The following is a 25,159-nucleotide window of genomic DNA, read 5'->3' as shown; positions in this document are numbered from 1 at the left end:
ACCGGACCATCGGAGGACGCATTGTTTTCCCACATATCGAACCGGACGTCGCACCGGCTGAGAATCGCGGTCGCGGCCGCGGCCGTCGCCGGCGCCACCGTCGCCCTCGCGACCCCCGCCCAGGCCACCATCGAGCCCACGGGCGGGCCGCGCACCCAGGCCCCCGCCGCCAAGTCCGCCCCGCGGACGGCCGCCACGACGCGGCAGATCTCCGGCGCGCAGCAGACCGCCGGCGCCTGGGCCGCCGGCACCCGCGCCTACCTGGTGATCACGACGCCCGGTGACACCACCGCCGTACGCAACGCGGTCGCCGCCAACGGCGGCAGCGTCTTCGCCTCCTACGACGCCATCGGTGTCGTCGTCGCCCACTCGACCTCCGTCTCCTTCGCCGCCACGATGCGCGGCGTGACCGGCGTCCAGCAGGTCGGCGCGACCCGTACCTCCGACGTTCCCGCGGACGCGTACAACCCGGCCCTGCCCGCCAACCCGAGCCAGTCCGCGACCACGCTGACCGAGTCGAACCGCTGGGACATGACCCAGATCAAGGCCGACCAGGCATGGGCCGTCACCACCGGCTCCTCGTCCGTGAAGGTCGGCGTCCTCGACACCGGCGTCGACGACCAGCACCAGGACATCGCGCCCAACTTCGACGCCGCCGACTCCGTCTCCTGCGCCTACGGCAAGGCGGACACCCGCGTCGGCGCCTGGCGGGACGTCGACACGCACGGCACGCACGTCGCCGGCACCATCGCCGCCGCGAAGAACGGCAAGGGCGTCATCGGTGTCGCGCCCGGCGTGAAGATCGCCTCCGTCCGCATCGCGGAGCCCACCAGCACGCTGTTCTACGCCGAGAACACCGTCTGCGCCCTGATGTGGGCCGGTGACCACGGCTTCAAGGTCACCAACAACAGCTATTACACCGACCCCTGGCAGTTCAATTGCCCGGACAACGTCGACCAGGCCGCCATCATCGAGGGCGTCCGGCGCGCCCAGGCGTACGCCGAGTCGAAGGGCTCGCTGCAGGTCGCCGCGGCCGGCAACTCCAACTACGACCTGGCGAACAAGACGACCGACAGCGACAGCCCCAACGACTCCACGCCGGTCACCCGCACCATCACCAACGCCTGCCTCGACATCCCGACCGAGCTGCCCGGCGTCGTGACCGTCGCCGCGCAGGCCAGCGGCGGTGCCAAGGCGTCGTACTCCAACTTCGGCAACGGCGTCATCGACGTCGCCGCGCCCGGCGGCGACGGCGCGACCGGTGTCTACTCGACGCTCCCGGGCGGCAAGTACGGCACCAAGAGCGGCACGTCGATGGCCTCCCCGCACGTGACGGGCGTCGCCGCGCTCATCGCCAGCGTCAACCCGACGTACACCCCGGCGGACATCCGCGCCGCGCTCGCCGCGCAGGCCACGGACCGGGCGTGCCCCGCCGACACCCGCTGCACCGGCACCACCGCCTACAACGGCTTCTTCGGCGAAGGCGCGGTCGACGCCCTGAAGGCGGTCTCCGGCTCGACCCCGCCGCCCACCGGCCCGTACTTCGAGAACCTCACCGACGTCGCCATCCCCGACAACACCACGGTCGAGAGCCCGATCACGGTCTCCGGCGTCACGGGCAACGCCCCCGCCACGCTCAAGGTCGGCGTCGACATCAAGCACACCTACCGCGGCGACCTCGTCGTCTCCCTGGTCGCGCCCGACGGCACGGTGTACCTCCTGGAGGACTTCCCGAACAGCGACAGCACGGACGACGTCCTCAAGACCTACACGGTCGACGCCTCCGCCAAGACGGCGAACGGCGTCTGGAAGCTCCGCGTCCAGGACACCGCGACCCAGGACACGGGCCGCATCGACGCCTGGAACCTGACCTTCTAGGCCTCTCGGCCCTCTCCGGTCTCCTGAATCCGTCCGGAGCGCGAGCGCGCAATGAGCCCCCGGGAGCCGTCTCCCGGGGGCTCACCTCGCGTTCACGGTGCTTCGTCACGGTGCCGTGTCACCGTGTTACAGGTCGGTCAGCTCCTCCGCGTACACCTGCGACAGCGGCTGCGGCCCCACGTACTGCTGGCAGTTGCACTGCCCGGCCTCGTAGCGCAGCGGCTTCTTGTTCTCGTCCCAGGCGACCGGAATCTCCACGCGCTCGTGGCACCGGCCCTGCTTGTCGTGCTTCGCCAGGTGGTGCGTGCACCCGCAGACCGGTTCCGGTCCCCGGTTCGCCGACTCGATCGCCAGCCGCTCCTGCCGCGCCGCCTCGAGCAGCTCCATCTTGCGCTCGTGGCGGTGCTTGAGCGCCGTGCGGGCGTTGTCGGCGACCCATGCGAACCCGCCCGTCCAGAACAGGATGGCGACCACCCAGATCCAGTTCATACGATTCCCCGTCCCCGTCGTTTCCCCCGTAGGCGCTTCCCCGTAGGTCTTCGCGAGCAGGATAGGCGAACGTCCGTGCGCTACGACCCGCGCGCGAGGAACGCCGGCCGCAGCGCCGGGTCGACCGGGTCGTAGTAGCGGTGGAAGACAGGCGTGGTCGAGGCGGAGAGCGGCGGGACGATCCAGCTCCAGTCGGCGGGTGTCGGGCGGCCTTGGCGCCTCTCCTGGGCGATGTGGCGGATGAAGCGCTCCGACTCGGTGTGATGGTCGGCCATCGTCACCCCGGCCTCCTGGAAGGAGTGCAGCACGGCCACGTTGAGCTCGACCAGCGCCCGGTCGCGCCACAGCGTGCGCTCCGACGAGCGGTCCAGGCCGAGCCGGTCGGCCACCACCGGGAGCAGGTCGAGGCGTTCGGCGTCGGCGAGGTTGCGGGCGCCTATCTCGGTGCCCATGTACCAGCCGTTGAACGGCGCCGCCGGATACCGTACGCCGCCGATCTCCAGGACCATGTCGCTGATCGCCGGCACCGCGTACCACCGCAGGCCGAGTTCGGCGAACCACGGGTGCTCGGGATGGGACAGCGGCACCTCGAGCACGCTGTCGTCCGGCAGCTCGTACCACTCGGGCCGGGAGGCGGCCGTGCCGGGACGTTCCTGCACCATCAACGGCAGCACCTGGAACGGCTCTTCGTCCCTCTTCCAGCCCAGCTCCCGCGCCCGCGACGTCATCACCGCGCCGCGCGGGTCGCCGATCCAGCGCCCGTCGGGCGTGCGGTGACCGGCGTAGCGGACCAGCTGGTCGTTGACGATCCGCGGCGCGGGCCGCCCCGGCCGGTCCGGCGCGAAGATCGACACGACCGGCCGGATCCGGCCGGCGTTCCCGGCGAGCCGCAGATGCTCGAAGCACTCGGCCGCGATGTCGTCCGCGTCCGTGACGTGCCGCAGGTCCCGTACGACGAGGCTGCGCCAGTACAGCCTGCCGATGCAACGCGCCGCGTTGCGCCAGGCGACGCGGGCGCCGAACGCGAGCTCCGCCGGGGTGTGTTCGTAGGTGCCGGTCCGGTCGATCTCGGCCAGCACCTCACGAATCCGCCGCTCCGCGTCCGCCGCGTCCCCCGCCTGCGGCTGCTCCTGGTGGAACCGGCGGACGAAGTCCACCGCCTGGAGCCGGTCCACCCAGGGCAGCGGGTCACGGACCGGGGCGGCGGTGGCCCCGCTCGCAGCGCCCGCCGCATAAGGGCAGCCGCTGCTCGCGGGGACGGCGACAGCAGTAGGGGCAGGGGCAGGGATAGGGGCAGGGGTGTGGACGGGCGCGGGGACAGACTTCCGGCGGCGACTCAGACTGAAGACCAAGGTGTTTCCTCCCGGCCCCCATGACTACCGTACGAACATGCCCAAGTGTGGAGAGTAGTCGAATACCGCATGGGAGCCGGGCCGGACTGGTATCGTGCCCCGTTTCCGCCCCAGTCGTCCTAGTCGGCGACCGTGATCGCCTGTACGGGGCAGGCCCGCGCGGCCTCCCGTACGAGCGGCCCGCCCGCTCCGTCCTCACGACCGGGTACGACCGTGCCGAAGCCGTCGTCGTCCTGCGTGAAGACGTCGGGCGAGACCAGCGCGCACTGGCCGGCCCCGATACAGACGCCCGTGTCGATGGAGATGCGCATCTGACCGGCTTCCTCTCTCACCATGTGACGGGGAGCCGGAGCATCCCCTGGATCGTGTCCCCCGGCTTGAACGGGATCTCCTCGGCCGGCGCCGCGAGCCGCAGCCCGGGCAGCCTGCGCAGCAGCGTCCCGAGGGCGATCTCCAGCTCCATCCGCGCCAGGTTCTGCCCCAGACACTGATGGATCCCGAACCCGAACGCCACGTGGTGCCGCGCCGGCCGCGACCAGTCCAGGGTGTCCGGATCCGCGTACACGGAACCGTCCCGGTTGATCACGGACGTCGAGAACACCACGCCCTCGCCCGCCCGGATCACGACGCCCTCCACCTCCACGTCCTCACGCGCGACCCGCAGCAGCCCGTCCGCGATGGACAGGAAGCGCAGCAGCTCCTCCACCGCCGCCGGTACGAGCGCCGGGTCCGCGCGCAGTTCCGCGAGGCGCGACGGGTGGCGCAGCAGCGTGTACGTGCCGAGCGAGATCATGTTCGCGGTCGTCTCGTGCCCGGCCACCAGCAGGATCGTCGCCAGCTGCACCAGCTCCTGCCGGTCGGGCCCGCCGTCCTCGGCCTGGCGGGCGACCAGGTCGTCGAGGACCCCTTCGCCGGGCTCGGTGCGCTTGCGGTCGATCAAGTCGCCGAGGTAGTCCTCGAGTTGCTTCAGTGCCTCCTCGGTGTCCGCGGCCGTCGGGCCGCGCAGCAGCCGCCGGGACTGCTCCTCGAAGAACTCGTGGTCCTCGTACGGCACGCCGAGGAGTTCGCAGATCACGATCGACGGCACCGGCAGCGCGAACGCGCTCACCAGCTCGGCCGTCGGCCCCGCCGCCTCCATGGCGTCGAGCAGCCGGTCCACGATCGCCTGGATGCGCGGCCGCAGCCCCTCCGCGCGGCGGAGCGTGAAGCTCGGGATCAGCATGCGGCGCTGGGCGTTGTGCTCGGGGTCGTCCCACCCGAGCAGCGCGGCGCGCCGGCGCCGGCGCACGGCCGTGGCGCGTTCTGTCGGCAGCGGGAAGTCGGCGCGGGTGGAGTCGGTGGACAGGCGCTGGTCGGCGAGGAGTGCCCGCGCGGTCTGGTGTCCGGTGACGATCCACACCTCGCGCCCGTCCCACAGGGTCACCCGGGACAGCGGGCGTTCCTCGCGGAGCGGGTCGTAGGCGGTCGGGGGGTGGTAGGGGCAGGTGCGGTCCTGGGGAAAGGCCACGGCTTCGGTCATGGGGACCTCGCATACGGCGGTCGGCGGTTCTGGCGCTTCGGTCGGTGGTGCGATCTCCACTACATGCCTCAGGCATCTATTTGGTCTACATGCAGTTCAGCCAAACCGCCGGAACGAGCGCATCCATTCGGAGTCATGGCGAGCGGCGCTTGTGGGTACGTCTCGCGTGTCGCACACGGCGTCGGGTGACCGAGGGGGTTGGGGAAGCGTGCTGAGTGACGAGGACGTTCTCGCGGCGGTGCTGCGCAGCCTGAAGCAGCGCGGCGCGCCGTCACGGGCGCTTCGCCCGGAGGAGGCGAAGATCACCCGGCACCTCCTGGTGGAGGGGGAGATCGTGCGCAGCATCGAGAGCCGCAGCGAGAAGCCGCAACTCCACCGCGGACCGCTCGACCTGTCCGAGCGGCCGGTGTACGAGTCCGACATCGACGAGCACGTGATCCCGGCCCCGCGCGACCCGGCGACCCGCGTCACCCACACGCTCGTGCGGCGCGGCACCGTGCGGGACCGGTCCTGCGACGCCTGCAGCAACGGCATCGTCCAGTGCGGGCGCTGTCTGGGAGCGGGCGATCTGCGCTGCGAGCCCTGGGTGCCCTGCGAGACGTGCCGCGGCCTCGACAGCTGCCTGCGCTGCGACGGCACCGGCCGCCGCACCCGTAAGAACCCCAAGGGGACCGAAGGGCCTGACCAAGCCGAGAAGTCCGACGGATCCGGCCGGGACAAGGAGGAGCGCGTCACCTGCAAGCAGTGCGGCGCCCGGGATTCCGCGTGCGCCACCTGCGGCGGGCGTGGCAAGCAGCACTGCCCACGATGCGGCGGGAAGGGGACGCGCAGCTGCCCCAAGTGCTCCGGCGACGGTACGGGCGCGTGCGAGCGCTGCGCCGGCACGGGACGGCTCGTGACCTGGACCGAGGGCGTCATCGAATGGAAGCCGGACACGGAGGCGATCGAGCCCACCACCGAAATCCCGTCCCGCGCCGCCCGGCAGGCCCGCGAGCGCGGCGACTGGACGCCCGTCGAGGCGTCCGGCGAGCAGGCGTCCCCGCCGGCCGGCACCGACGCCCAGGTCGCCCGCCTGCTGACCCCGCACCTGCGCCCCCGTCCGCGCGAGATCACCCGCCGGATCTCCGTGCGCCACCTCTCCGTCGCCCGTGTCACCCTCGCCGATGACCCCCACCACGTCCACTTCGTCATCCCGACGACGAGCACTCCGTACGTGTACCGCATGCCCTCTCCTCGCAGGGTCTGGCAGTTGGCGGCGATCGCCCTGGCGGCGCTGGTGTTGGTCGCGGTCGTGACGAGCCTCGTCACCTGATCCGCGACGGGTTCGCCCTCCTGCCGGAAGCGGCAGGAGGGCGGACCCGTGAGCGGGGGACTCAGGAGACGCTCTCGGGGATGTAGGGGAGCCAGTCGGGCAGGGCGTCGAAGCCGCCGATGCGGTCCCAGACCTGCTGGGGGGAGGCGGGCAGGACGCGGCTGACGGACGTGGAGGCCGTGATCGCTTCTCCCGGTGATGGGGGAGGTGCGGGGAAGCGCTAGGTCAGGCGTTGTGGGGGAGCGGGGCGGCGGGGCTGACGAGACCGGCGGCGCGCAGATCGGTCCAGAACGCGGCCGGGATGCTCTCGTCGAGCGCGGCGGTGTCCTCGGCGATACGGCTCGGGCGCGTGGCGCCGGGGATGACGGCCGCGGCCGCCGGGTGGGCGAGGGAGAACTGCAGGGCCGCGGCCTTGATGCTGACGCCGTGCCGCTCGGCCAGGGCCTTCAACGTGGCGACGCGCTCGACGATCTCGGCCGGTGCCTGCTGGTACTCGAAGTGAGTGCCGCCGGCCAGGATGCCGGAGCTGTACGGACCGCCGACGACCATGTCGACGCCCTGCCCCTCGGCCATGGGGAGCAGGCGCTCCAGGGCGTGCTCGTGGTCGAGGAGGGTGTAGCGGCCGGCGAGGAGGAAGCCGTCGGGCCGCGGCTCGTCGAGGGCGAGGGTCAGCTCGATGGGCTCGGTGCGGTTGACGCCGAGGCCCCATGCCTTGATGACGCCCTCGTCGCGCAGCCGGGACAGGACGCGGAACGCGCCGGTGCGGGCCTCCTCGAACTTCTGCAGCCACAGGTCGCCGTGGAAGTCCTGGGCGATGTCGTGGACCCAGACGATGTCGAGGCGGTCGGTGCCGAGCCGCTTGAGGCTGTCCTCGATGGAACGCTCGGTGGCCTCGGCCGTCCACTCGTGGACGATCCGGTTCGGGTTGCCGTGCTCGAACAGTCCGCCCTTCTCGCCGAGGTCGCGGGCGGCGGTCTCGTGCTCGTCGAGGATGACGCGGCCGACCTTGGTGGACAGCACGTAGGAGTCGCGGGGCTTGGTCGCGAGGACCTCGCCGAGGCGCGTCTCGGCCAGGCCGGCGCCGTAGAAGGGGGCGGTGTCGTAGAAGCGGATGCCGTGGTCCCAGGCGGCCTCGACGGTGGCGCCGGCCTCCTCGTCGGGGATCGCGCGGAACATGTTGCCGAGCGGGGCGGTGCCGAAGCCGAGTCGGCCGGGAAGGACGCCGGTGAGCGACATGGAAGATCCTTTTTGGAAAGAACGGGTGGGACTTCGGGCTCAGTTGAGCTCGTCCGGGTGGGGGCCGGTGCGCAGCCCGCGGTCGAGCGCGGCCACGGCCTGCATCTCCTCGTCCGTCAGCGCGAAGTCGAAGACCTCGAAGTTCTCGCGGATCCGGGCCGGGGTGACCGACTTGGGGATGACGACGTTGCCGAGCTGCAGGTGCCAGCGGATGACGACCTGGGCGGCGGACTTGCCGTACCGGCCGGCGACGGCCGCGACGGCCGGGTCGTCGAGGACCGCGCCCTGGGCGAGCGGGCTCCACGCCTCGGTGGCGATCCTATGGTCGGCGTGGAACGCCCGCAGCTCGGCCTGCTGCAGGCCCGGGTGCAGTTCGATCTGGTTGACGACGGGGGTCAGCGTGGCGCCGTCGAGGAGTCGCAGCAGGTGGCCGGGCTGGAAGTTGGAGACGCCGGCCGCGCGGATACGGCCCTCCCCGGCGAGGCGCTCCAGGGCCCGCCAGGAGTCGCGGTACAGGTCGCGGGCCGGGGCCGGCCAGTGGATCAGGTAGAGGTCGACGTGATCGAGGCCCAGCTTGGCGAGGCTCGCGTCGAAGGCGCGGAGCGTGGCGTCGTAACCCTGGTCGGCGTTCCACAGCTTGGTGGTGACGAACAGCTCCTCGCGGGGCAGCCCGGAGGCGGCGAGGGCACGGCCGACGCCGGCCTCGTTGCCGTAGATCGCGGCGGTGTCGATGCTGCGGTAGCCGGTCTCCAGGGCGGCGGTGACGGCGGCGGTGGTCGCGTCGTCGGGGACCTGGAACACGCCGAAGCCGAGCTGGGGGATCTCGACGCCGTTGTCGAGCGTGACGGTCGGGACGGAGGGGATGGGGGAGGGGGTGGCGGAGGGTGCCATGGTGCGCGGGTGTTCCTTCACTTGGTGCGCGGGGAGCGCGGGGAGAGGGTGTAGCGGACGGTCTGGGCGCTGATGAGACCGTCACGGAAGACGAAGGTGTCGACGCCGTCGGTGACCTCGTGACCGGCACTGGCGGCGGTCCACCGCAGGAACAGCACGTTTCCGGCGAACTGCGGGGTGAGCTGCCAGTCGGCGCCGGGGAGGTCGGCGAGGAGCCGGCCGATGCCCTCCTTCACGCCCTCGCGTCCGGTCAGGACGCCCTCGGGAGTGACGAAGACGGCGTCCTCCGTGTAGTTCGCGCTGATCAGACCGAGGTCTCCGGTGCCGAGGCGACGGCCGTGGTCGGCGAAGACCTCCTGCGGGGTACGGGTGGGGGCGCCGGTGCCGGTCATCGGGAGAGCTCCTCGAGGGCGGTGGCGGCGAAGCCGTGGTCCTGCTCCGGTGCGCCGCCGCCCACGCCGATCGCGCCGATGAGGCGTCCGTCGCGGTGGACGGGGATGCCGCCCGCGATGAAGAGCAGCGGCCGGTCGAGCGCGGTGGGCAGGGAGTGGAACGGGCCGTCGGGCTTGACCAGGTCGACCAGGTCGGCGGTGGCGGCGTTCAGCTGGAGGGCGGTGTACGCCTTGCGGGTGCTGGTCTCGCCGGAGATCAGGACGGCCTGGTCGTCGCGCCGGAAGGCGAGCAGGTGGCCGCCGGCGTCGAGGACGGTGACGCTGACCGTGACCCCGGCCGCCTGGGCGGCGCGACGCGCGGCGGTGATCAGTATCTCGGCGTCGGCGGTGGTCAGCGGGGCGACGGCGGTGGTGGTGCTCATGACTTCTCCTTGGAGGCGGTGCGAGGCGGGGGTCAGTGGTGTACGGGGACGGGCGCCGCGGCGGGAGCGGCTGCCTCGACCGCGGGGGCGGGGCTCCGGCGCTCCAGCGCGGCGGACCAGAAGGCGAGGACCAGCGCGGAGGCGGCGAGGAGGGCGCCCACCCAGTTCGGGGAGGTGTAGCCGAGGCCGGCGGCGATCACGAGGCCGCCGAGCCAGGCGGACAGTGCGTTGCCGAGGTTGAAGGCGCCGATGTTGACGGCCGAGGCGAGTGTCGGAGCGCCTTGGGCCTGGTCGAGGACGCGCTTCTGCAGCGGCGGGACGGTGGCGAAGCCGAGTGCTCCGACGAGCAGGACGGTGATCGCGGCCAGGATCTTGTTGTGCGCGGTGAAACTGAACAGCGCGAGGACGACGGCCAGGCCGCCGAGCGTCGCGTACAGCATGGGCATCAGGGCGCGGTCGGCGTACCGGCCGCCGAGCAGGTTGCCCAGGAACATGCCGATGCCGAACAGCACGAGCAGCCAGGTCACGGAGCCGTCGGAGTAGCCGGCCACGTGGGTCATCATCGGCGCGATGTACGTGATCGCGGCGAACACGCCACCGAAGCCGAGCACGGTCATCGCCATCGCGAGCAGCACCTGCGGGTTGCGGAGGGCCTTGAGCTCGCCGCGCAGCCGCGCGCCCTCGGGCCGGGGCATGGCGGGCACGAGCTTCGCGATCCCGAGCAGCCCGGCCACGCCGAGCACGGCGACGATCCCGAAGGTGACGCGCCACCCCACCGCCTGCCCGATGAACGTGCCCAGCGGCACGCCCACGATGTTGGCCACGGTCAGCCCGGTGAACATGGTGGCGATGGCCCCGGCCTTCTTCGCCGGCGCGACCAGCCCGGCGGCCACGACGGACCCGATGCCGAAGAAGGACCCGTGCGCGAGCGAGGCGACCACACGGCCGGTCAGCATGATCCCGAAGTTCGGGGCGAGCGCGGAGACCACGTTGCCGACCACGAACAGGCCCATCAGCAGCATGAGCATCCGCTTCCGGCTCACCTTGTTCCCGAGCACGGTGAGCAGCGCCGCACCGAGGACGACGCCGAGCGCGTAGCCGGTGACCAGGAAACCCGCGGTGGGGATGGTGACGCCGTAGTCGGCGGCGATCTCGGGCAGCAGGCCCATGATCACGAACTCGGTCGTGCCGATGCCAAAAGCCCCTACGGCAAGGGCGAGTAGAGCGAGCGGCATGGCTCGCCCCCTCCCGGAATTGCTTGAACGATCCCTTTGCATGCCCTCACAATAATTGCAGACGCGGAATAAGTGCAAGCACAGGTAGCCGGTGTGATCTGGATGAGGGCGCCCGAGGTGTGGCGCGGCGTCGCCGACCAGCTGTGCGGGTCACCCGCCTGGTGCATCACCGACGCCACCCGCCCGCGCCCGAATGCGGGCGCGGGCGGGTGGCGTCGTGTGCGTCGTGGTGTGTGCCGCCGCTACCCCTTCGCGTTCGAGACGTGGGCGGACGGATCGGTGGCGCTCGCCGGAGATGACGACACCGGCACGGCCGGGTCGCCTTCAAATGCGCTTCAGGCGGCGATGCGACTCAGCGCGGCGGCCAGCTGTCGTACCGCGTTCTCGGCGTCGGCGAAGTGGGCCGGGGTCGGGTGTGTGGTCCCGAAGGGTGATGTCTCGTCGGCGGGCAGTGCGCGCCAGTGGAGAATCGGGGACAGCGCCTCGACGCCCGCCCCGATGAACCAGGCGAGAGGGCCGTGGGGGACGGCGTGACCGACCCGGACGCCTCAGTCCGTCCGGGTCGGTCTCCATCGATACACGTCGTCACGTGTGGCGACGAATCTTGCCCTTGGCCTCTTCCATCGTCCCCTTCACGTTCTTCTCGGTCTCGCCGACGACCTGCTTGGTCTTGCCTGCCACCTGGTCCCCGGTGCCCTTCGCCTTGCCCTTCAATTCCTGGGCCTTGCCACGAATTCTCTTGCCCCCCAGCCACACGGATCAGCTCCTCGGCCGATTTTCCTACGAGCCCCTGGAAGGGGCTGCACGGCAGCTACCCGCCTTTGACCGGCGTAATCACGCCCTTCTCGCACGGGCCCTGTCCACCAGGGCAATGCCGATCGCGGCCAGCCCGATCTGGATGAGCCATTCGATCCAGTCGACTCCGCTCGTGTCGTCGACTCCGGCCGCATGGGAAATGGCAGAACCGCCCAGCGCCGCCGCGATACCGATCAGGATCATGAGCCAGATCGGTATGTGCTGCCGACCGGGAAGGACCAGTCGGCCGAGGAGGCCGATGATCGTCCCGATCACGAGAGCGCTGATGATTCCGGAAACTTCCATGGATGCGCCTCCCTCGTCGTGCGCTCGTTCATGATGCAACTTCCCGGGCTCGCCATATCCATGCTCCGTAACCGGCGGTTGCCGTATTGGCCATTACCGTTCATGGCGAAGGTCAAATATCGCGGATATGGTGGAATTTGGATTGGCGGCAAGGATGTAAATGCCAACTTTGGCGGTGAACTGTCACGAATACCGTCGGCAAGCGCAAGAAGCATGGCCCTGACGAGCCCGAACCCGAGCCCGAACGCGAGGCCGAGGACGAGGTCGACACCGACACCGACACCGACACCGACACAGACTCGGAACCGGCAGATGAAGCAGACTCGGCCACGGAGGGCGAGGTCGAATCCGAGCCCGACGAGGCTGAGCCCGACGAGGCTGAGCCCGACGAGGCTGAGCCCGACGAGAACGAGCCCTCACATCGGGTGCCGGCCGCGGACGCCCTGCGGTACGCCGTGGAGCAGCTCACCGGACTTCTGGGACGGACTCCCGAGTCCGTGTCCGCTCTGAAGCCGACAGATCAGGGCTGGGCGGCGGAGATCGAAGTCGTGGAGGTCGAGCGAATTCCGGAGACGACCAGCGTCATCGCAATTTATGAGGTTGCGCTGGGTCCGGACGGGCAGTTGCTGGGATACGAGCGCGGCAAGCGATATACGCGTGCTCAGGTCGACAAGGAACAGAGCTGAGCGTGATGCCGCCACTTCGGCCTTAGGGAGGTCGGCGTGTCTATAGTGCAACAGGGCGGCGGGGTGCCCGGACAGGGCGGAGGCACGGGAAATCTCTATGACGTGGTCGAGTTGGTCCTCGACCGCGGCCTGGTGATCGACGCCTTCGTCCGCGTGTCTCTCGTCGGAATCGAGATCGCGAAGGTCGATGCTCGCGTGGTCGTGGCCAGCGTCGACACATATCTCCGCTTTGCCGAGGCATGCAACCGCCTCGATCTGGAGAGCGGCCGTAAGGCTCCGGCTCAGCTGACGGACGTCGTGGAGAAGACGACCGAGTCGGGCTCCAAGGGCAAGACCAAGGGAGCACTCACCGGAGCCGTCGAGGCCTTCACGGATTCCCTCACCGGTAATCGCGAGGAAGAGCGCGAGAAGGAGCCTCGTCACGACGGGAAACGCTCCGGCGACGGAGGCCGCGAGCGTCGTACGGCACGGCGTTCCTCCGAGGACGGCGAATAGCGATGGCTCTCTACGTCTACGCGATTACCAAGTCGTCGCACCCCCTCCGCCTCGATGACCTCAAGGGTGTGGGCGGCGAAGAGACAGCCGTGCGCTCGGTATGCAAAGGGGAACTGTGCGCTGTCGTGAGTGAGACTCAGGAGGAGATCAGCGCGAAGCGCCCCGACGTCGAGGCGCACCACGACGTACAGACCCGGTTGTGGAGCGATGGCGTCACACTGCCTCTGGGCTTCGGCTTCGTTGCAGAGGACGAGGACGCTGTTCGCGCGGTACTCGAGGAAGGTGCCGAACAGTTCACCCAGCGCCTCGAGGAACTGACCGACCGCGTGGAGTTCAACGTGAAGGGAGTCCAGGAGGAGGAAGCCGCCATACGGCAAATCCTCGAGGAATCCAAACCCGTTCGTGACTTGAACGACGCGACGCGCGAGGGTGGCGGAACGTACGAGGAGCGGCTCGAACTCGGCAAGCTCTTGAGTGACGAGATGCAGGCACGGCAGGGGGCTCTCGCGGAGTCGGTGCTTGAGGCACTGAGGCCGCACGCCACGGCCGAGCGCCTGTCCGAGCCGTCCCAGCAGTACTTCCTCAGCGCGTCGTTCCTCGTCGACCGGGAACGAGCCGACGAATTCACGAAAGCCGGCGAAGAACTGCTCGAGGGACAGCCCGAGGGAGTCGAGATCCGGATCCGCGGGCCGCTGCCCCCGTACAGCTTCGCCTGACTGACACCGCGCACAGGGAGGCGCCGTGGGACTGGTGACTGAGCTGCTCGCACTGCCCGCCGCCCCGTTCCGAGGGGTCGGGTGGGTCCTGGACAAGGTAGTGGAGGCCGCCGAGGAGGAGTGCTACGACCCCGCCCCCGTTCAGGAGCAGCTCGCTGAGCTCGAACGAGAGCGAGCGGCGGGTCGCGTGAGCGACGAGGAGTTCAAGGAACAGGAAGACTCGCTCCTGCAGCGACTGGAGGAGATCAGGGCGTACCAGCTGCGCAAGGCCGGATAAGCCGGTACGTAGCAAGCGCTGCTGGGGCCTGGCTCCATCCATGAGCATGCCAGGGGCCCGGGCCGGGGGCCGAGGAGAGAAGCACCGTCATGAACAACGCCAAGATCGGCACCGCCCTGGTCGGCGGTTATGTGCTGGGGCGGACCAAAAAGGCCAAACTCGCCTTCGGGCTGGCCATGGCGCTGGCGGGATCACGGATCAAGCCGGGACAGCTGGGAAGGACGATCGCCCAATCGCCCCTCCTGAGCAACGTGAACCGGCAGGTTCGAGGCGAGCTCATGACCGCGGGGAAGACGGCGGCCACCACCGTGCTCAACGCCAAGGCCGAGCACCTGGCCGACGCCCTGCACAGGCGGACGGAGGGGCTGCGAGGAGAACACGACGAGGACGAGGGGGACAGCCGGGAGGGCGACGAGGCTTACGAGGACGAGCGTGCCGACGACAGCGCCGATCACGACGAGCAGGCGGACGAGGACGCCCCCGAGCGGGCGGCGCGAGACGAGGAGAGCGAGCCGTCCGACGAGGACGAGGACGAGGAGCCCGAGCCCCGTCCGCGGCGTACGACCGCCTCTCGGCGTAAGGCCTCGACGGCCAAGACCGAAGAAACGTCGAAGCAATCGGCCCAGAAGGCGTCCAGTGCGTCGAAGGGCACCCGTGCGAGGAGTACCAGGAGGCGAGACGATGCCTGACGCAAGGACTTCGGAGCGGGGAACGAAGGGCTCCGCGGGGACCTCCGGCACGCAGAGGAAGCCGGACGGCAATCCTGGCGCGAACCGGCTCGCAGAAGAGTTCGAGACCTATGTCGAGGCACGCCTGGAGAAGGCGCTGGCCGGCGTGGGCCAGCGCATAGGCACCGCGGCAGGCAAGCTGGGCGAGGCGCACATCGGCCCGCGCGCCCTGGTCCGTGGGGCAGGCAGAAGCGGCAGGAAACTCGCCGAGCACACGCCGGGCAAGGCCGCACTCACGTCGGCGGCCGCGCGCGTCGCGGACACGACCTCCCATGCGAAGGACACCGCGGCGCACACGAAGGACGTACTCGCGGAGAAGGTGAAGAGCGTCAAGACGCACGAGCCCCACTCCTCGGCGTCCGAGGCGGGGCACAAGAGCATGACGGTCATCGAGGACATCGACATAGGCGTCCCCGTGCGCGAGGCGTACAACCAGTGGACCCAGTTCCAGGAGTTCGGAAGCTTCGCCAAGGGCGTCGTGTCCGTCGAGCAGGAGGACGAGACGACGAGCCAGTGGCAGGTGAAGGTCGCGAAGGCGACCCGGGCGTGGAAGGGAACCATCACGGAACAGATTCCCGACGAACGCATCGCGTGGACCTCGGAAGGGGCGAAGGGCACCACGCGAGGCGTGGTCACCTTCCACCCGCTCGGCGAGAACCTGACCAAGGTCCTGCTGGTCATGGAGTACTTCCCCAAGGGCATGGTCGAGAAGGCGGGCAGCCTCGTCCGCGCGCAGGGCCGGCGGGCCCGGCTCGATCTCAAGGCCTTCCGTACATTCGTCATGATCAAGGGCGAGGCCACGGGCGGCTGGCGCGGTGAGATCCGCGACGGCAAGGTCGTCTCCAGCTCTGACGAGGACGAAGACAGCGAAGCACGGGACGAGACTCCTGAAGAGGCCGGCGCGGGCGACGCCGAGGACGAGGGCCGCGACGAAGCGGACGAGTACGAGGACGAAGACGAGGCGCCGGAGGAGGACGAGTACGAGGAAGCACCGGAGGACGAGTACGAGTACGAGGAGGGACCGGAGGACGAATACGAGGACGAGGACGAGGAGGACGGCGAAGAAGAGGTCGAGGCCGCAGATGAGGCCGGGGCCGAAGACGCGGACGAACGCCCCCGCACTCGTCGAAGCCGGAAGAGCTGACGCCCAGGGAGCGAGGTCGAAGCGTTGTGGATGCATCGGACTCCGAAGGCCCCTCGGTCGCGCGCTCCCTGTCCCCCTACGGTCAGCAGCAGAGCGCGAATCTTGCCGACATTCTGGAACGCGTGCTGGACAAGGGCATCGTCATCGTCGGAGACATCCGGATCAACCTGCTCGACATCGAGCTGCTGACCATCAGGCTTCGGCTCCTGGTCGCCTCGGTCGACAAGGCCAGGGAGATCGGCATCGACTGGTGGGAGCACGATCCGGCGCTGTCCTCGCGAGCCGGCCACGGGAAGGAGTTGGAGGAGGAGAACGAGCGACTGCGCGCCGAGATCAAGGCACTTCGCGCCCGCCCCGAACCCCGGTCGGAGCTGCCGGAAGGGTCCCGGAGTCGCCGGCGCCGTACCTCCGAGGCTTCTGACGCGGACGAACCACGGGCCGCTCCCGAACGCGAACGCAGAACCAGGCGACGGGAGTCGGACGGCAAGAAGGCACGGGCTCGCGACGATTCGGAAACTGCGGCCGAGCACGAGGAGCGGCGGGACTGACGTCATGGACGGAGAGCTGAGCTACGCGTACGCCGTGGTGCGACCGACGGCATCCCTGGAGGCGGAGGTGCTGCGGGGCGTCGAAGGTGTCGCATCGGGAACGGTGAGGATCGTCCGGGCGGGTGACACGGCGGCCGCGGTCGGTTCCGTACCGGAGAGCGAGTTCTCCGAAGCGGCGCTCAAGGTCCACCTGGAGGACCTCGAGTGGCTCGAGCGCGTGGCGCGGGCTCATCACAACGTCGTGGAGATCCTCGCGTCGTCCACCGCCGTCCTTCCTCTGCGGTTGGCGACGGTCTACCTGGACGACGAGCGGGTGCGCGACGTTCTGCGCCGGGGGGAGACGATCTTCAACCGCATGCTGGACCGGTTCGCCGACCACGTGGAATGGGGGGTCAAGGTCTATGCGGAGGCCCCCCAGGTGTCCGCAGCGCCGGAGGACGGGCCCGAGGACGTCCCCGACCCCGGGCGAGCCTACCTGCGTCGCCGCAGGCAGCAGCGCGAGGAGAAGGGGGCCGCCTGGACCGCCGCGGCCGAGGCGGTGCGCAGGATCGAGGCCGAGGTGCGCGACGTGGCCGTGGAACGCGCGCGCCACCGGCTTCAGCAAGGCCAGCTCGCCACCGGAACAGGCGAGAACGTGGCCAACGATTCGTACTTGGTGCCGCGCACGCGCTCCCGCGAGTTCCGTGAACTCGTCCTGCGCTCAGCACGTGATCTGAGCGGCGTCCGGGTCGACATCACCGGGCCGTGGGCTCCCTACTCGTTCGCGGTGCTCACGGACCCGCAGGCGCCGGAGGAGGTGCGCCGGCCGTGAGGACACGTCAAGAGGAGGCCCTCGCGGAGCGACAGGTGGCACTCATCGACCTCCTCGACCGGCTGCTGAGCGGGGGCGTGGTGCTGACGGGTGACCTCGTCCTGTCGATCGCGGACATCGACCTGGTCAAGATCTCCCTGCGTGCGGTCATCGTCGCAGCCCAGGGAGACGATCAGTGGGCCCTCACGTCTCTCATGCCGGGTGTGCAGGACACTCCGTCGCGAGAAGCCGCCGCGCAGGAACCGGAGGGGCCGCGTCATGACCGGCCCCTCTGAACGTACCGGCCCGGGTCGGGGCGACCGTCGCCACGAGGTCGCCGCAGCCGCAGAGCGCGCATTCTCCCTGCTGCCGGCGCGCGCCGATGATCTCTCGGCGGTGGAAAGAGGGGCCCGCCACGCCGCCCGCCGTCTCCACAGCGACCCCGACACGGTGGAGCGTGACCTCATCAAGCTCGTGCTGACCATCGTCGAACTGCTCAGGCAGTTGATGGAACGTCAGGCGCTGCATCGGGTCGATCAGGGCGACCTGACCGACGAGCAGGAGGAAAGGCTCGGCCTCACCCTGATGCTCCTCCACGACCGGATGATCGAACTCTGTGACCGCTACGGTCTGACCCTCGAAGACCTGAACCTCGATCTAGGCCCCCTCGGCACGCTCCTGCCGCCCTGACCGTCTCAGTGGCGGAAGTGGCGGTGGTCACCGGCAGCGGCCGACGCGTTCTGCGGCCAGGCAGGTGCGGACGATCGTGACGCGGATGGTCGGGCCGCCGATGCCGCATTTGATGGCGTAGAAGAGGAAGATGTTGGTCGAGGTGACGGCCAGCGCGTACACGTAGACGTCGTGGAGAAGTCCCAGGTAGAGCATGGTGCCGATGGTCAGGACGGCCGTGGCGTAGAAGAACGAGGTCGGCACCCACTGGGTGAACGAGGACAGGCCCGTGATCTTGGTGTCGTCGCCGGGGACCGTGCTGAGGCCGAGCTGTCGTGAGCGGGCGACGACCGCGCGCACGTAGGCGAGGGTCAGCACGTTCGCGAGCAGGGTGAGGATCTGCCCGATCGCGGAGTTGATCGGCCACCAGCGCGGGTCGACCAGGGTGACCGCCAGGACGAGCAGGCACGGCGCGACGGCCATGATCCGCATGCTCGCCTCGGCCGCCAGGGCCAGTCGGGTCATCGAGCCGGCCCGCCATCCGATGACGAGCGGGGTCAGGCCGGAGAACAGCATCTGGTAGTACTTTGGTGCGGCGATCGCGTAGGAGAGTCCGACCATCCGGGCGGGGAGGTTGGCCCGCCAGTCCGGCAGCTCGTACCCCTCGCGCCGCCATCCGTCGATGACGGGGAGGCCGTCGGGGTTGTGACTGGCGTGCTGCACCAGTTCCACGAGCTTGTTCCCCCAGTCCAGGTCCAGGTCCCGCAGCAGCCAGGTGACGACGACGGTGTTCGTCACCGCCCATATCAGCGCCGAGAACAGCGACCAGGCAAGGAGCCAGTTCGTGAACTGCCCGCGGTCGGACTCCGGGCGTTCGTCGAGGCCTCTGCGCATCCGCCACAGCCGCCACTCGCGGCCCGGGTCGCCGGCCAGCGGTCGCATCAGCTCGCGCAGGGCCCGCCACCCGGTCTCGACCCGTAGATCCGACTCGCCCTGCTCGGCGGCCTGCACCATGTCGAGCTCCGCCAGAAAGCCGTCCTTCAGCCGCGCGTACGAGAGCGCGGGCCCGGCTCCGGCGGAGAAGATGAGCAGCCGCCGGCCCGGGTCGGCGTCGACCAGGTCCTCGACGAACCGCGCGAGCAGCGCGGCACGCATGTAGAAGATGTCGGGTACGACGCCGTCGGCGCTCGCCCGGCCGGTGCCGAAGAGGATCAGCAGCTGCCCGAGCGAGTAGAGGTCGGCCCGGGATATCTCGGGCTCGCCTGCCTTCACCTCCGGGGCGATGTAGGCGGCCTCGGCGCCTGCCGTGCCCGTGACGGTGTGGGTGTAGAGGTAGTTCCGGCCGAGGTCGATGAGCTTGAAGGCGCCGTCGGCCGCGGACACGATGATGTTGGAGGGTGCGAGGTCCGCGTGCACGCTCTTGAGCCGGCCGTGGACCGGGTCGTCGCGCGCGACACGCTGGAGGTCCTCCAGGGCCTCGAAGAGCAGCAGCCCCTTCTCCCGGAGCCGGTCCAGGCGAAGGGAGGCTGTCTGGCCCGCGCCGGCCGCCTCCGCCCCCCACTCCTCGCGGACGAGCTCGGCGAGCGTCCGGCCCTCGATGAAGTCCATGAGGATCCAGCTGTCCCAGCTGGCCCAGACCCGCACCAGGTGCCGTGAACCGGTGCTCGACGTGCCGTACGTCTCCGCGTAGCTGCGGGTGGCCTGCGCGAGGGTCCCGATCCGGGTGAACGGATAGAGGATCAGCTTGAGGGCGAACTCGGGACGGGCGCCGTGCACGGCGTCCGCCGTGGCGCCGCGCAGGATCATCGAGGTGCTGCCGTGCCGGTGGAACCGCAGCTTGCGCTGCATGGCCTCCCATTCGCGCCGGGCGGGCTCCACGGTCTCCGCCGCGCCGCGCCCGGCGGGGCGCCGCTGCGGGCTGTAGACGTCGGCGATGACCTCCGCGACCGCGACCTCGGCGACGAGCACCCCGCAGACGCCGTCGCAGTCATGGGTCAGCGCCTGGCCGCTCCGGCCGACGACGGCCCCCGGTTGCGGGAGCGAGCGCTGCGCCTCGGACTCGGCGAGACCGAGCAGGGTCAGCAGGAACAGGCTGACGAAACCGAACAGCTCGTCCCGGCCCAACGGCCGCCGACCGCTCTGGTCCCGGTAGCCGAGGCACCAGGAGACCAGGTGCGCGATCGTGGCCCGCCTGCCCGCGAGCCCGAAGCGGTCGTCGAACGACCGCTCGTCGAGAGGGATGTCCTGCAGCAGGCGCCGCCACATCTCGAGCCGGCGGGTCCGCTGCCGGGCGGTTTCCGGCCGGCCGTCGGCGGGCAGCTCCAGCAGGTCCTGTAACCGTGCCAGGTGCCTCCCGTCATATCCCGTCAGATCGGACAGTGCTGCGAGCAGCAGATCCAGCGTCGCGCCCCGGTGCTCCATTCGCGCTGTCAACCATCCTCAGTCTCGGCATGGCACGGATTCCGCCCCGGCGCATCAGCTCGACCGGTCTCCCCTCGGTGGCGCAGAAGGAGATTCCGTAGGCCATCCGCGCGTGGTGGAGGAGCCGGCCGTGGTTCTGCTCGTGCCGCTTGAGCTCGGGCATCCACGGCAGTGGCGCCAGATCGAGGACGTACGGCGCGCCGGCCGCGGGGGCCGTTCTCATCCGGCGGAGCCAGTCCTGGTCGCGGTGCTTCTGACGGATCGCCGCCAGGTATCCGGCGCCGAGCCCGCGGCGCATCCGTTCCAGGTGCAGAAAGGTGTAGCGGTGCATCAGGTTGAGCCCGGCGCCGGCCGGTCCCATCGGCCGGGTGCTGAGCGACAGGACGTGCGTGCAGCCGTCAGCGACCGCGAGCCGGAAGGGCAGGGCGGTGAGGACGCCGCCGTCGATGGCGCGTGTTCCGTCGGGCATGGCGAAGGTGCCGGGGACGGCGATCGGGAGCCAGGCGGAGGCGCGTAACGCGGCCTTGAGGTCGTGCCGGGTGGAGAACTCCCGCAGCACCACGGTCCGGAGCGCGTCGACGTCGGTGACCGGCACGGACAGGGCGATCGGCGAGCGGAGGACGGCCTCGTAGTCCAGGGGCTTGACCCGCTCCATGATGTGGTCGAAGGAGTAGGCCAGGTTCAGGATCGGCTGCCCGCGCAGGGCCCGGGAGAAGTCGACGAACTGCTTGTTCGTCAGGTCGTCGTAGTAGATCGACAGCGGGTACCAGGTCTCGCCCGCGAGGAAGTAGGCGCCGTTGATCCCTCCGGCGGAGCACCCGTAGACCACGTCGAAGGCGTCCTTGAAGCCGTAGTCCTCCAGCTGGGACAGCATCGCGGCGGAGATCACCCCGCGCATGCCGCCGCCCTCGATGGCGAGGGCGACGGTCGCACCGTCCGTGCGCTGCCCCGGTAAGCTCCCGGACTCCCGGCGGGCACGCAGGATCTCCAGGACGGGATGCGCGGGATCCCAGTACTCGTGTGTGCTCTCGACTGCGCCGGCCTGCATGGTCCCCCCGTGCGATCAGGTCCCTGATCTTCCGTCACAACACCGCACAACCCTGTTCCCCTCCCCGCCGGCACCAAACGCTCGGGGCGCAGCGTGGCCGGAACCAGCCGGTCTATGGAAGGCGACCGTTCAGGCCGGGGCGTCGAGTGCGGCCGGGATGTCGGGGACGTCAGCGTCGCGTGTGGATGAAGCCGATCTTGTCGATCTCGTCGCCCGAGCGGCCGTGGAAGCCGGTGATCTGCCAGCCGGGAGGGGCGGTGCGGGTGACGCAGTCGGAGGTCGGCGTGCCGCCGGCGAGGGTGTGGCCGAGGTTGGTGCTGAACCTCGCGTGGAAGATCCGGGTGCGGCCGTCCTTCTGGCCACGGCACACGTAGGCGGTGGTGACGTACTCCCCACTGCCGAGCGTGAGGGAGGCGGCGGTGCCCCCGGTGCCGCCGTGGGTGAGTGTCGTGCCGTTGTCCAGGGTGATGGCAAGGCCGTCGATCCGGGAGCCGGCGCGCAAGGTGAGGGTGGTGGCACGGGCGCCGGCGGGGACGCGGTCGATGTCGTTGAAGGGGTCGCCGTGCGGTCCACCGAACTGCTCGGTCAGCCGGAAGTCCGGGTTGAGCGACCAGGAGAAGCTCACCGCGACCGGGTCGTGGTCGGAGAGCATGCGTCCGTCGTCCGTGAGGAAGGCGGCGTGCTCGTTGTCGTAGGAGGTGGCGCTCAGGGAGACGAGCCTGCTGCCGCGGTAGAGGACCTTGTCCACGACCTCGCAGGTGTTGGGCACGGTCGGCAGGGACTGGTCGCAGACGAGGGCGTCGCTGCCCTTGGTGGGCGGGATGCCGTGGCGGATCAGCTCGACCCAGGCGTCGGTGAGCGCGTTGGCGGCGGCGAACTCGGCGATGGTGTCGTCGGCGCGGGTGTAGCGGGTGTTGGTGTCGCCCATGACGACGACCGCGTTGCCCGCCGAGTGGGTGCTGATGAAGGCGGTGAGCTGGTTCAGGTTGTCGGCGCGTGACTTCAGATCTCCCGCGTTCGTACCGGCGTTGGTGTGAAGGTTGTAGAAGTCGACGTACACGCCCTCGGCGAGGCGCTGCCGGGCGAAGGTGAAGCCCTTCGGGGTCAGGCAGTCGCCCGAGTCGTACTGGCAGGAGTTCCAGCGGACCCGTTCGAAGTCGTCCGTGTCGTAGGGGGACTTCGACAGCGTGTTGAGGCCGCTGCCGATGCCCGCCCCGCCGCTGGTGGGGGTGCGGTACGGGTGGGCGGTGTCGGCGGCGTAGAGGCGGGCGTGGTAGTTGAAGTCCTCCTGGACGTGCACGATGTCGTACGGCTCGATCCGTCGGCCGATCTCGGTCGTGGCGGGCTCGCGGGGCGTCGGCGCGCTGGAGATGCTGTCGGGCAGCCCGGCGACGTTGTAGGTGACCGCGCTGAACGTGCCCGCGTCGGCGGCCCTCGCCGGTGGCGCCGTCACGGTGAGTCCGGCGAGTGCGGCTGCCGCCGCCGTCAGGCAGACGAGGAGTCGGCGCATGAGGGGCTCCCGGTGGTGGGGTTCAGGGTGGGTGTGGCGCCGGCCGGGACCGCGCGGACGTTTCCGCGCGGTCCCGGCCGGCCGTGATCAGGCGCAGGCGCTTCCGTTGAGTGTGAAGGCCGTGGGGGAGGGATTCGAGCCCGTGTGGGTGCCCTGTACTCCGAAGGCCGCGGTCGCACCGGGGGCGATCGCCCGGTTCCAGCCGGCGTCGCGGGCGCTGACGGCAGTGCCGTTTTGGGTGACGGTGGCGTTCCAGGCGCTCGTGACGCGCTGGCCGCCCGGGTAGGCCCAGGCCAGCTGCCAGCCGTCCACGGCCGTCGGGCCGGTGTTCCTGACGGTGACGGTCGCGGTGAAGCCGGCGTTCCAGACGCTGTTCACCGTGTACGTCACCGCGCAGGCGGCGGTGGGCGGTTCGCCGGTGGAGCGTCGCTCGGCGGCATACGCGGCGAGCCAGGCCAGCGGGGCGTTCCAGTTGACCGCCACCTCGTTGGTCGAGTACGAGCCGATGTCGTCGACGTAGCAGGCGGCGGGCGCGCAGCCGGTCAGCTTCTCCTGCGCGACCGGGTCCTGGAGCGCGCTGTCGGGACCGCCGGCGAGCGACCCGGCCGGCGGGTGGGGCAGGGAGGCGTCCAACTGATGGGCCCAGAAGCGGTGGTGCTGGTTCTGCGAGAACCTCTCGCCGTGGCCGGTCACGTACGACACGCCGAGCGCGTTGCGGCCGAGCAGGTAGTCCATGGTCTCCAGCGCGCCGGCGCGGTAGCGCCCGTCGCCCGTCAGCTCGCCGGCGACGGCCATGACGATCGCGTCGTTCGCGACCTCGCCGTTCGAGCCCCAGAAGTATCCGTCCGCCGGGACGGGCACGGCGTACCCCTGGGCGGCCATCCTGGACAGATAGCCGTCGGCGGCTGCCGTCACCGAGGCCCTGATCCGGGCCAGGTCGGACGCGGGCAGGCCGTTGGGGACGGTGGCCAGGACGAGCCGGCCGAGCGCCGCCGTGTCCGCCCAGCCGAAGCCGTACGGGCTGAACGCGTCGGCCGAGGTGTGCCAGGGCGAGGAGGTGACCGCGTCCCGGTAGGCGCTCTCGCCCGTCGTCGCGTACAGCTCGGCGGCCGCCCAGTAGAACTCGTCGGTGACCCGCGTGTCGTCGTAGGCTCCGCCGCCCGTGCTGTCCGAGGCCGGCGCGTACAGGGCGGGGTTGGCCTGCGCCGCGGTCCAGGCCCGGCGGGCGGCCGCCAGGCACCGGTCGGCGTACCCGGAGTCGTACGGGCGGAAGACCCGGGCGCACTGCGCGGCGGCCGCGGCGAGGTTGAGCGTCGCCGCCGTGGACGGCCGGTGCAGCTCGCGGGGCTGCGTGTCCTGGTCGGGACGCAGCGGCATGCCGGTCCAGGCCGCGTCGTGGACCTTGTGGAAGGCCATGCCCGCGTACGGCCTTCCTTCGGGCACCTGCATGCGCATCAGGAAGTCGAGCTCCCACCGCGCCTCGTCGAGGACGTCGGGTATTCCGTTGCCTCGTTCGGGGACGCGCAGGGTCGAGTCGCCCAGTGCGGCATCGCCGCCGGCCCGCTTGGCCCGTTCGAAGGAGTTGACGATCAGCCAGGTGGAGATGCCGCCGTTGACCACGTACTTGCCGTGGTCGCCCGCGTCGTACCAGCCACCCCTGACGTCCTGGGTGTAGTCGCACACGGTGGCCTGGCACGGGACGGACGTGTCGCCCTGGTTGGGCGCGACGCCGAGGTGTCCGGCCGGGCGCGCGTAGGCGGAACCCACCAGGGAGGCGTCGATCGCGATGCCGCTGCGCTGGTGGTGGAAGAACGCCATCGAGTCGGAGCGCAAGGTGTCGTAGAGGTCCGCGCGGATGTCGAAGGGCGCGCTGCTCTCGCCGTCCACGGACAGGACGTACCCCGAGCCGGTGCTCCGGTACGAGGAGAAGTCGGCCACCTGGACGGACTGCCCGGAGGGGGTGTCCGCGCCGTGCGGGACGGTCGATCCGGAGGCGACCAGGAAACCGGACGCGTTCCGCAGCTGCCAGGAGAGTGCCTGGGTCGCCGTGGTGACGACAGTGGCGCGCTTGGGCCCGTCGGGCAGGTAGCCGACCTGGTTGACGCGCACGGCCGTGGTCGCCGCCGTGGCGGCGGGGACGTCCGCGGCGGCCGGCGCGGACGTGAGACACCCCAGGAGGAGGGCGCCCGTCAGCAGCGCGGTGGAGAGACGTAACGACCGGGCGGGTGGCATGTGCGGCTCCTGTACGTGGTCGGGGGTGACAGCAGGACCTCTCGCTGTCCGCCTGGTTCCTGGGATGG

At 70.4% G+C, this 25,159-nt stretch carries 27 protein-coding genes and 1 pseudogene; 12 read left to right on the top strand and 16 right to left on the bottom strand.

The genetic code is table 11. The annotated features are described in order from the left end of the window. Positions 1-21: 21 nt before the first annotated feature. Positions 22-1,878: a S8 family serine peptidase gene (locus ACIRSU_RS01110; RefSeq protein WP_403787850.1), complete on the top strand. Its 1,857-nt coding sequence runs from the start codon at positions 22-24 to the stop codon at positions 1,876-1,878. 126 nt (positions 1,879-2,004) lie between these two features. On the opposite strand, the gene ACIRSU_RS01105 is transcribed toward ACIRSU_RS01110, so the two are convergent. From ACIRSU_RS01105 to ACIRSU_RS01090, 4 genes are all read right to left on the bottom strand, one after another. Further along, entirely contained in the window at positions 2,005-2,367 is a 363-nt protein-coding gene (locus tag ACIRSU_RS01105; protein WP_403787847.1) for a hypothetical protein, read from the bottom strand. An 80-nt stretch (positions 2,368-2,447) separates the two neighbouring features. Continuing rightward, positions 2,448-3,542 carry a nitric oxide synthase oxygenase gene (locus ACIRSU_RS01100; protein ID WP_403787844.1) on the bottom strand — a complete coding sequence of 365 codons (1,095 nt, stop codon included), beginning with the start codon at positions 3,540-3,542 and terminating at the stop codon, positions 2,448-2,450. Between the two features lie 296 nt (positions 3,543-3,838). Continuing rightward, positions 3,839-4,030, bottom strand: coding sequence for a ferredoxin (locus tag ACIRSU_RS01095; protein ID WP_403787841.1), 192 nt, complete (start codon positions 4,028-4,030; stop codon positions 3,839-3,841). 17 nt (positions 4,031-4,047) lie between these two features. Beyond that, the gene (locus tag ACIRSU_RS01090) at positions 4,048-5,238 is read right to left on the bottom strand and encodes a cytochrome P450 (RefSeq protein ID WP_403787838.1); all 1,191 of its coding nucleotides are present in this window, start codon (positions 5,236-5,238) and stop codon (positions 4,048-4,050) included. A 208-nt stretch (positions 5,239-5,446) separates the two neighbouring features. On the opposite strand from ACIRSU_RS01090, the gene ACIRSU_RS01085 reads away from it, so the two are divergent. Next, positions 5,447-6,550: a hypothetical protein gene (locus ACIRSU_RS01085; RefSeq protein ID WP_403787835.1), complete on the top strand. Its 1,104-nt coding sequence runs from the start codon at positions 5,447-5,449 to the stop codon at positions 6,548-6,550. Positions 6,551-6,617: 67 nt separating this feature from the next. Here ACIRSU_RS01085 and ACIRSU_RS01080 read toward each other — a convergent pair. From ACIRSU_RS01080 to ACIRSU_RS01045, 8 genes and pseudogenes are all read right to left on the bottom strand, one after another. Beyond that, positions 6,618-6,734: pseudogene (locus ACIRSU_RS01080) on the bottom strand (SRPBCC family protein); the annotation flags it as partial. Positions 6,735-6,775: 41 nt separating this feature from the next. Further along, positions 6,776-7,786: an aldo/keto reductase gene (locus ACIRSU_RS01075; RefSeq protein WP_403787832.1), complete on the bottom strand. Its 1,011-nt coding sequence runs from the start codon at positions 7,784-7,786 to the stop codon at positions 6,776-6,778. 39 nt (positions 7,787-7,825) lie between these two features. After that, the gene (locus tag ACIRSU_RS01070) at positions 7,826-8,677 is read right to left on the bottom strand and encodes an aldo/keto reductase (protein WP_403787829.1); all 852 of its coding nucleotides are present in this window, start codon (positions 8,675-8,677) and stop codon (positions 7,826-7,828) included. A 17-nt stretch (positions 8,678-8,694) separates the two neighbouring features. After that, on the bottom strand, positions 8,695-9,069 hold the full coding sequence (locus ACIRSU_RS01065) for a nuclear transport factor 2 family protein (protein WP_403787826.1): 375 nt from the start codon (positions 9,067-9,069) through the stop codon (positions 8,695-8,697). Next, positions 9,066-9,491 carry a heme-binding protein gene (locus ACIRSU_RS01060; protein WP_403787823.1) on the bottom strand — a complete coding sequence of 142 codons (426 nt, stop codon included), beginning with the start codon at positions 9,489-9,491 and terminating at the stop codon, positions 9,066-9,068. The genes ACIRSU_RS01065 and ACIRSU_RS01060 overlap by 4 nt, the downstream gene beginning before the upstream one ends. A gap of 32 nt (positions 9,492-9,523) precedes the next feature. Then, the gene (locus ACIRSU_RS01055; RefSeq protein ID WP_403787820.1) at positions 9,524-10,726 is read right to left on the bottom strand and encodes an MFS transporter; all 1,203 of its coding nucleotides are present in this window, start codon (positions 10,724-10,726) and stop codon (positions 9,524-9,526) included. Positions 10,727-11,311: 585 nt separating this feature from the next. Continuing rightward, positions 11,312-11,482 carry a CsbD family protein gene (locus ACIRSU_RS01050; RefSeq protein WP_403787817.1) on the bottom strand — a complete coding sequence of 57 codons (171 nt, stop codon included), beginning with the start codon at positions 11,480-11,482 and terminating at the stop codon, positions 11,312-11,314. A gap of 78 nt (positions 11,483-11,560) precedes the next feature. After that, positions 11,561-11,827, bottom strand: coding sequence for a GlsB/YeaQ/YmgE family stress response membrane protein (locus ACIRSU_RS01045; protein ID WP_403787814.1), 267 nt, complete (start codon positions 11,825-11,827; stop codon positions 11,561-11,563). Positions 11,828-12,252: 425 nt separating this feature from the next. On the opposite strand from ACIRSU_RS01045, the gene ACIRSU_RS01040 reads away from it, so the two are divergent. From ACIRSU_RS01040 to ACIRSU_RS00995, 10 genes are all read left to right on the top strand, one after another. Then, on the top strand, positions 12,253-12,513 hold the full coding sequence (locus tag ACIRSU_RS01040) for a gas vesicle protein (RefSeq protein WP_403787811.1): 261 nt from the start codon (positions 12,253-12,255) through the stop codon (positions 12,511-12,513). Between the two features lie 36 nt (positions 12,514-12,549). Continuing rightward, on the top strand, positions 12,550-13,008 hold the full coding sequence (gvpJ, locus tag ACIRSU_RS01035; RefSeq protein WP_403787808.1) for a gas vesicle protein GvpJ: 459 nt from the start codon (positions 12,550-12,552) through the stop codon (positions 13,006-13,008). A 2-nt stretch (positions 13,009-13,010) separates the two neighbouring features. Further along, positions 13,011-13,724 (top strand): GvpL/GvpF family gas vesicle protein, encoded by a 714-nt coding sequence (locus ACIRSU_RS01030; RefSeq protein ID WP_403787805.1) that lies wholly within the window; start codon positions 13,011-13,013, stop codon positions 13,722-13,724. A gap of 25 nt (positions 13,725-13,749) precedes the next feature. Continuing rightward, positions 13,750-14,001 carry a gas vesicle protein GvpG gene (locus tag ACIRSU_RS01025; protein WP_403787802.1) on the top strand — a complete coding sequence of 84 codons (252 nt, stop codon included), beginning with the start codon at positions 13,750-13,752 and terminating at the stop codon, positions 13,999-14,001. An 89-nt stretch (positions 14,002-14,090) separates the two neighbouring features. Beyond that, the gene (locus tag ACIRSU_RS01020; protein ID WP_403787799.1) at positions 14,091-14,690 is read left to right on the top strand and encodes a hypothetical protein; all 600 of its coding nucleotides are present in this window, start codon (positions 14,091-14,093) and stop codon (positions 14,688-14,690) included. After that, on the top strand, positions 14,683-15,873 hold the full coding sequence (locus tag ACIRSU_RS01015) for an SRPBCC family protein (RefSeq protein ID WP_403787796.1): 1,191 nt from the start codon (positions 14,683-14,685) through the stop codon (positions 15,871-15,873). The genes ACIRSU_RS01020 and ACIRSU_RS01015 overlap by 8 nt, the downstream gene beginning before the upstream one ends. Before the next feature lie 26 nt (positions 15,874-15,899). After that, positions 15,900-16,421: a gas vesicle protein gene (locus tag ACIRSU_RS01010; protein ID WP_403787793.1), complete on the top strand. Its 522-nt coding sequence runs from the start codon at positions 15,900-15,902 to the stop codon at positions 16,419-16,421. Between the two features lie 4 nt (positions 16,422-16,425). Continuing rightward, entirely contained in the window at positions 16,426-17,232 is an 807-nt protein-coding gene (locus ACIRSU_RS01005) for a GvpL/GvpF family gas vesicle protein (RefSeq protein ID WP_403787789.1), read from the top strand. Next, positions 17,229-17,507 carry a gas vesicle protein gene (locus tag ACIRSU_RS01000; RefSeq protein ID WP_403787786.1) on the top strand — a complete coding sequence of 93 codons (279 nt, stop codon included), beginning with the start codon at positions 17,229-17,231 and terminating at the stop codon, positions 17,505-17,507. Before ACIRSU_RS01005 ends, ACIRSU_RS01000 begins: the two co-directional genes overlap by 4 nt. Beyond that, positions 17,491-17,901, top strand: coding sequence for a gas vesicle protein K (locus ACIRSU_RS00995; RefSeq protein WP_403787783.1), 411 nt, complete (start codon positions 17,491-17,493; stop codon positions 17,899-17,901). Before ACIRSU_RS01000 ends, ACIRSU_RS00995 begins: the two co-directional genes overlap by 17 nt. 27 nt (positions 17,902-17,928) lie before the next feature. Here the strand turns inward: ACIRSU_RS00995 and ACIRSU_RS00990 are convergent, their stop codons facing one another. The 4 genes from ACIRSU_RS00990 to ACIRSU_RS00975 all read right to left on the bottom strand — a co-directional run bounded on the left by ACIRSU_RS00990 (position 17,929) and on the right by ACIRSU_RS00975 (position 25,091). Then, positions 17,929-20,313 carry a hypothetical protein gene (locus ACIRSU_RS00990; RefSeq protein WP_403787780.1) on the bottom strand — a complete coding sequence of 795 codons (2,385 nt, stop codon included), beginning with the start codon at positions 20,311-20,313 and terminating at the stop codon, positions 17,929-17,931. Next, entirely contained in the window at positions 20,237-21,349 is a 1,113-nt protein-coding gene (locus tag ACIRSU_RS00985; protein ID WP_403787777.1) for a patatin-like phospholipase family protein, read from the bottom strand. The genes ACIRSU_RS00990 and ACIRSU_RS00985 overlap by 77 nt, the downstream gene beginning before the upstream one ends. A 169-nt stretch (positions 21,350-21,518) precedes the next feature. Continuing rightward, entirely contained in the window at positions 21,519-22,859 is a 1,341-nt protein-coding gene (locus tag ACIRSU_RS00980) for a jacalin-like lectin (RefSeq protein WP_403787774.1), read from the bottom strand. 87 nt (positions 22,860-22,946) lie between these two features. Continuing rightward, positions 22,947-25,091, bottom strand: coding sequence for a glycoside hydrolase family 9 protein (locus ACIRSU_RS00975; RefSeq protein WP_403787771.1), 2,145 nt, complete (start codon positions 25,089-25,091; stop codon positions 22,947-22,949). Positions 25,092-25,159: the final 68 nt, after the last annotated feature.

The organism is Streptomyces sp. NPDC101160 (genome assembly GCF_044768205.1).
Lineage (GTDB): Bacteria > Actinomycetota > Actinomycetes > Streptomycetales > Streptomycetaceae > Streptomyces.
Note: the sequence above shows the minus strand (reverse complement) of the source record. Positions and strands in the feature narration are given on the sequence as shown.

Bases quoted from the DNA above. Each gene is read 5' to 3' on its own strand.
- ACIRSU_RS01105 (WP_403787847.1), bottom strand. From the start codon at position 2,367: ATGAACTGGATCTGGGTGGTCGCCATCCTGTTCTGGACGGGCGGGTTC.
- ACIRSU_RS01095 (WP_403787841.1), bottom strand. From the start codon at position 4,030: ATGCGCATCTCCATCGACACGGGCGTCTGTATCGGGGCCGGCCAGTGC.
- ACIRSU_RS01090 (WP_403787838.1), bottom strand. From the start codon at position 5,238: ATGACCGAAGCCGTGGCCTTTCCCCAGGACCGCACCTGCCCCTACCAC.
- ACIRSU_RS01075 (WP_403787832.1), bottom strand. From the start codon at position 7,786: ATGTCGCTCACCGGCGTCCTTCCCGGCCGACTCGGCTTCGGCACCGCC.
- ACIRSU_RS01070 (WP_403787829.1), bottom strand. From the start codon at position 8,677: ATGGCACCCTCCGCCACCCCCTCCCCCATCCCCTCCGTCCCGACCGTC.
- ACIRSU_RS01065 (WP_403787826.1), bottom strand. From the start codon at position 9,069: ATGACCGGCACCGGCGCCCCCACCCGTACCCCGCAGGAGGTCTTCGCC.
- ACIRSU_RS01060 (WP_403787823.1), bottom strand. From the start codon at position 9,491: ATGAGCACCACCACCGCCGTCGCCCCGCTGACCACCGCCGACGCCGAG.
- ACIRSU_RS01055 (WP_403787820.1), bottom strand. From the start codon at position 10,726: ATGCCGCTCGCTCTACTCGCCCTTGCCGTAGGGGCTTTTGGCATCGGC.
- ACIRSU_RS01045 (WP_403787814.1), bottom strand. From the start codon at position 11,827: ATGGAAGTTTCCGGAATCATCAGCGCTCTCGTGATCGGGACGATCATC.
- ACIRSU_RS01030 (WP_403787805.1), top strand. From the start codon at position 13,011: ATGGCTCTCTACGTCTACGCGATTACCAAGTCGTCGCACCCCCTCCGC.
- ACIRSU_RS01020 (WP_403787799.1), top strand. From the start codon at position 14,091: ATGAACAACGCCAAGATCGGCACCGCCCTGGTCGGCGGTTATGTGCTG.
- ACIRSU_RS01015 (WP_403787796.1), top strand. From the start codon at position 14,683: ATGCCTGACGCAAGGACTTCGGAGCGGGGAACGAAGGGCTCCGCGGGG.
- ACIRSU_RS01005 (WP_403787789.1), top strand. From the start codon at position 16,426: ATGGACGGAGAGCTGAGCTACGCGTACGCCGTGGTGCGACCGACGGCA.
- ACIRSU_RS00995 (WP_403787783.1), top strand. From the start codon at position 17,491: ATGACCGGCCCCTCTGAACGTACCGGCCCGGGTCGGGGCGACCGTCGC.
- ACIRSU_RS00985 (WP_403787777.1), bottom strand. From the start codon at position 21,349: ATGCAGGCCGGCGCAGTCGAGAGCACACACGAGTACTGGGATCCCGCG.
- ACIRSU_RS00980 (WP_403787774.1), bottom strand. From the start codon at position 22,859: ATGCGCCGACTCCTCGTCTGCCTGACGGCGGCGGCAGCCGCACTCGCC.
- ACIRSU_RS00975 (WP_403787771.1), bottom strand. From the start codon at position 25,091: ATGCCACCCGCCCGGTCGTTACGTCTCTCCACCGCGCTGCTGACGGGC.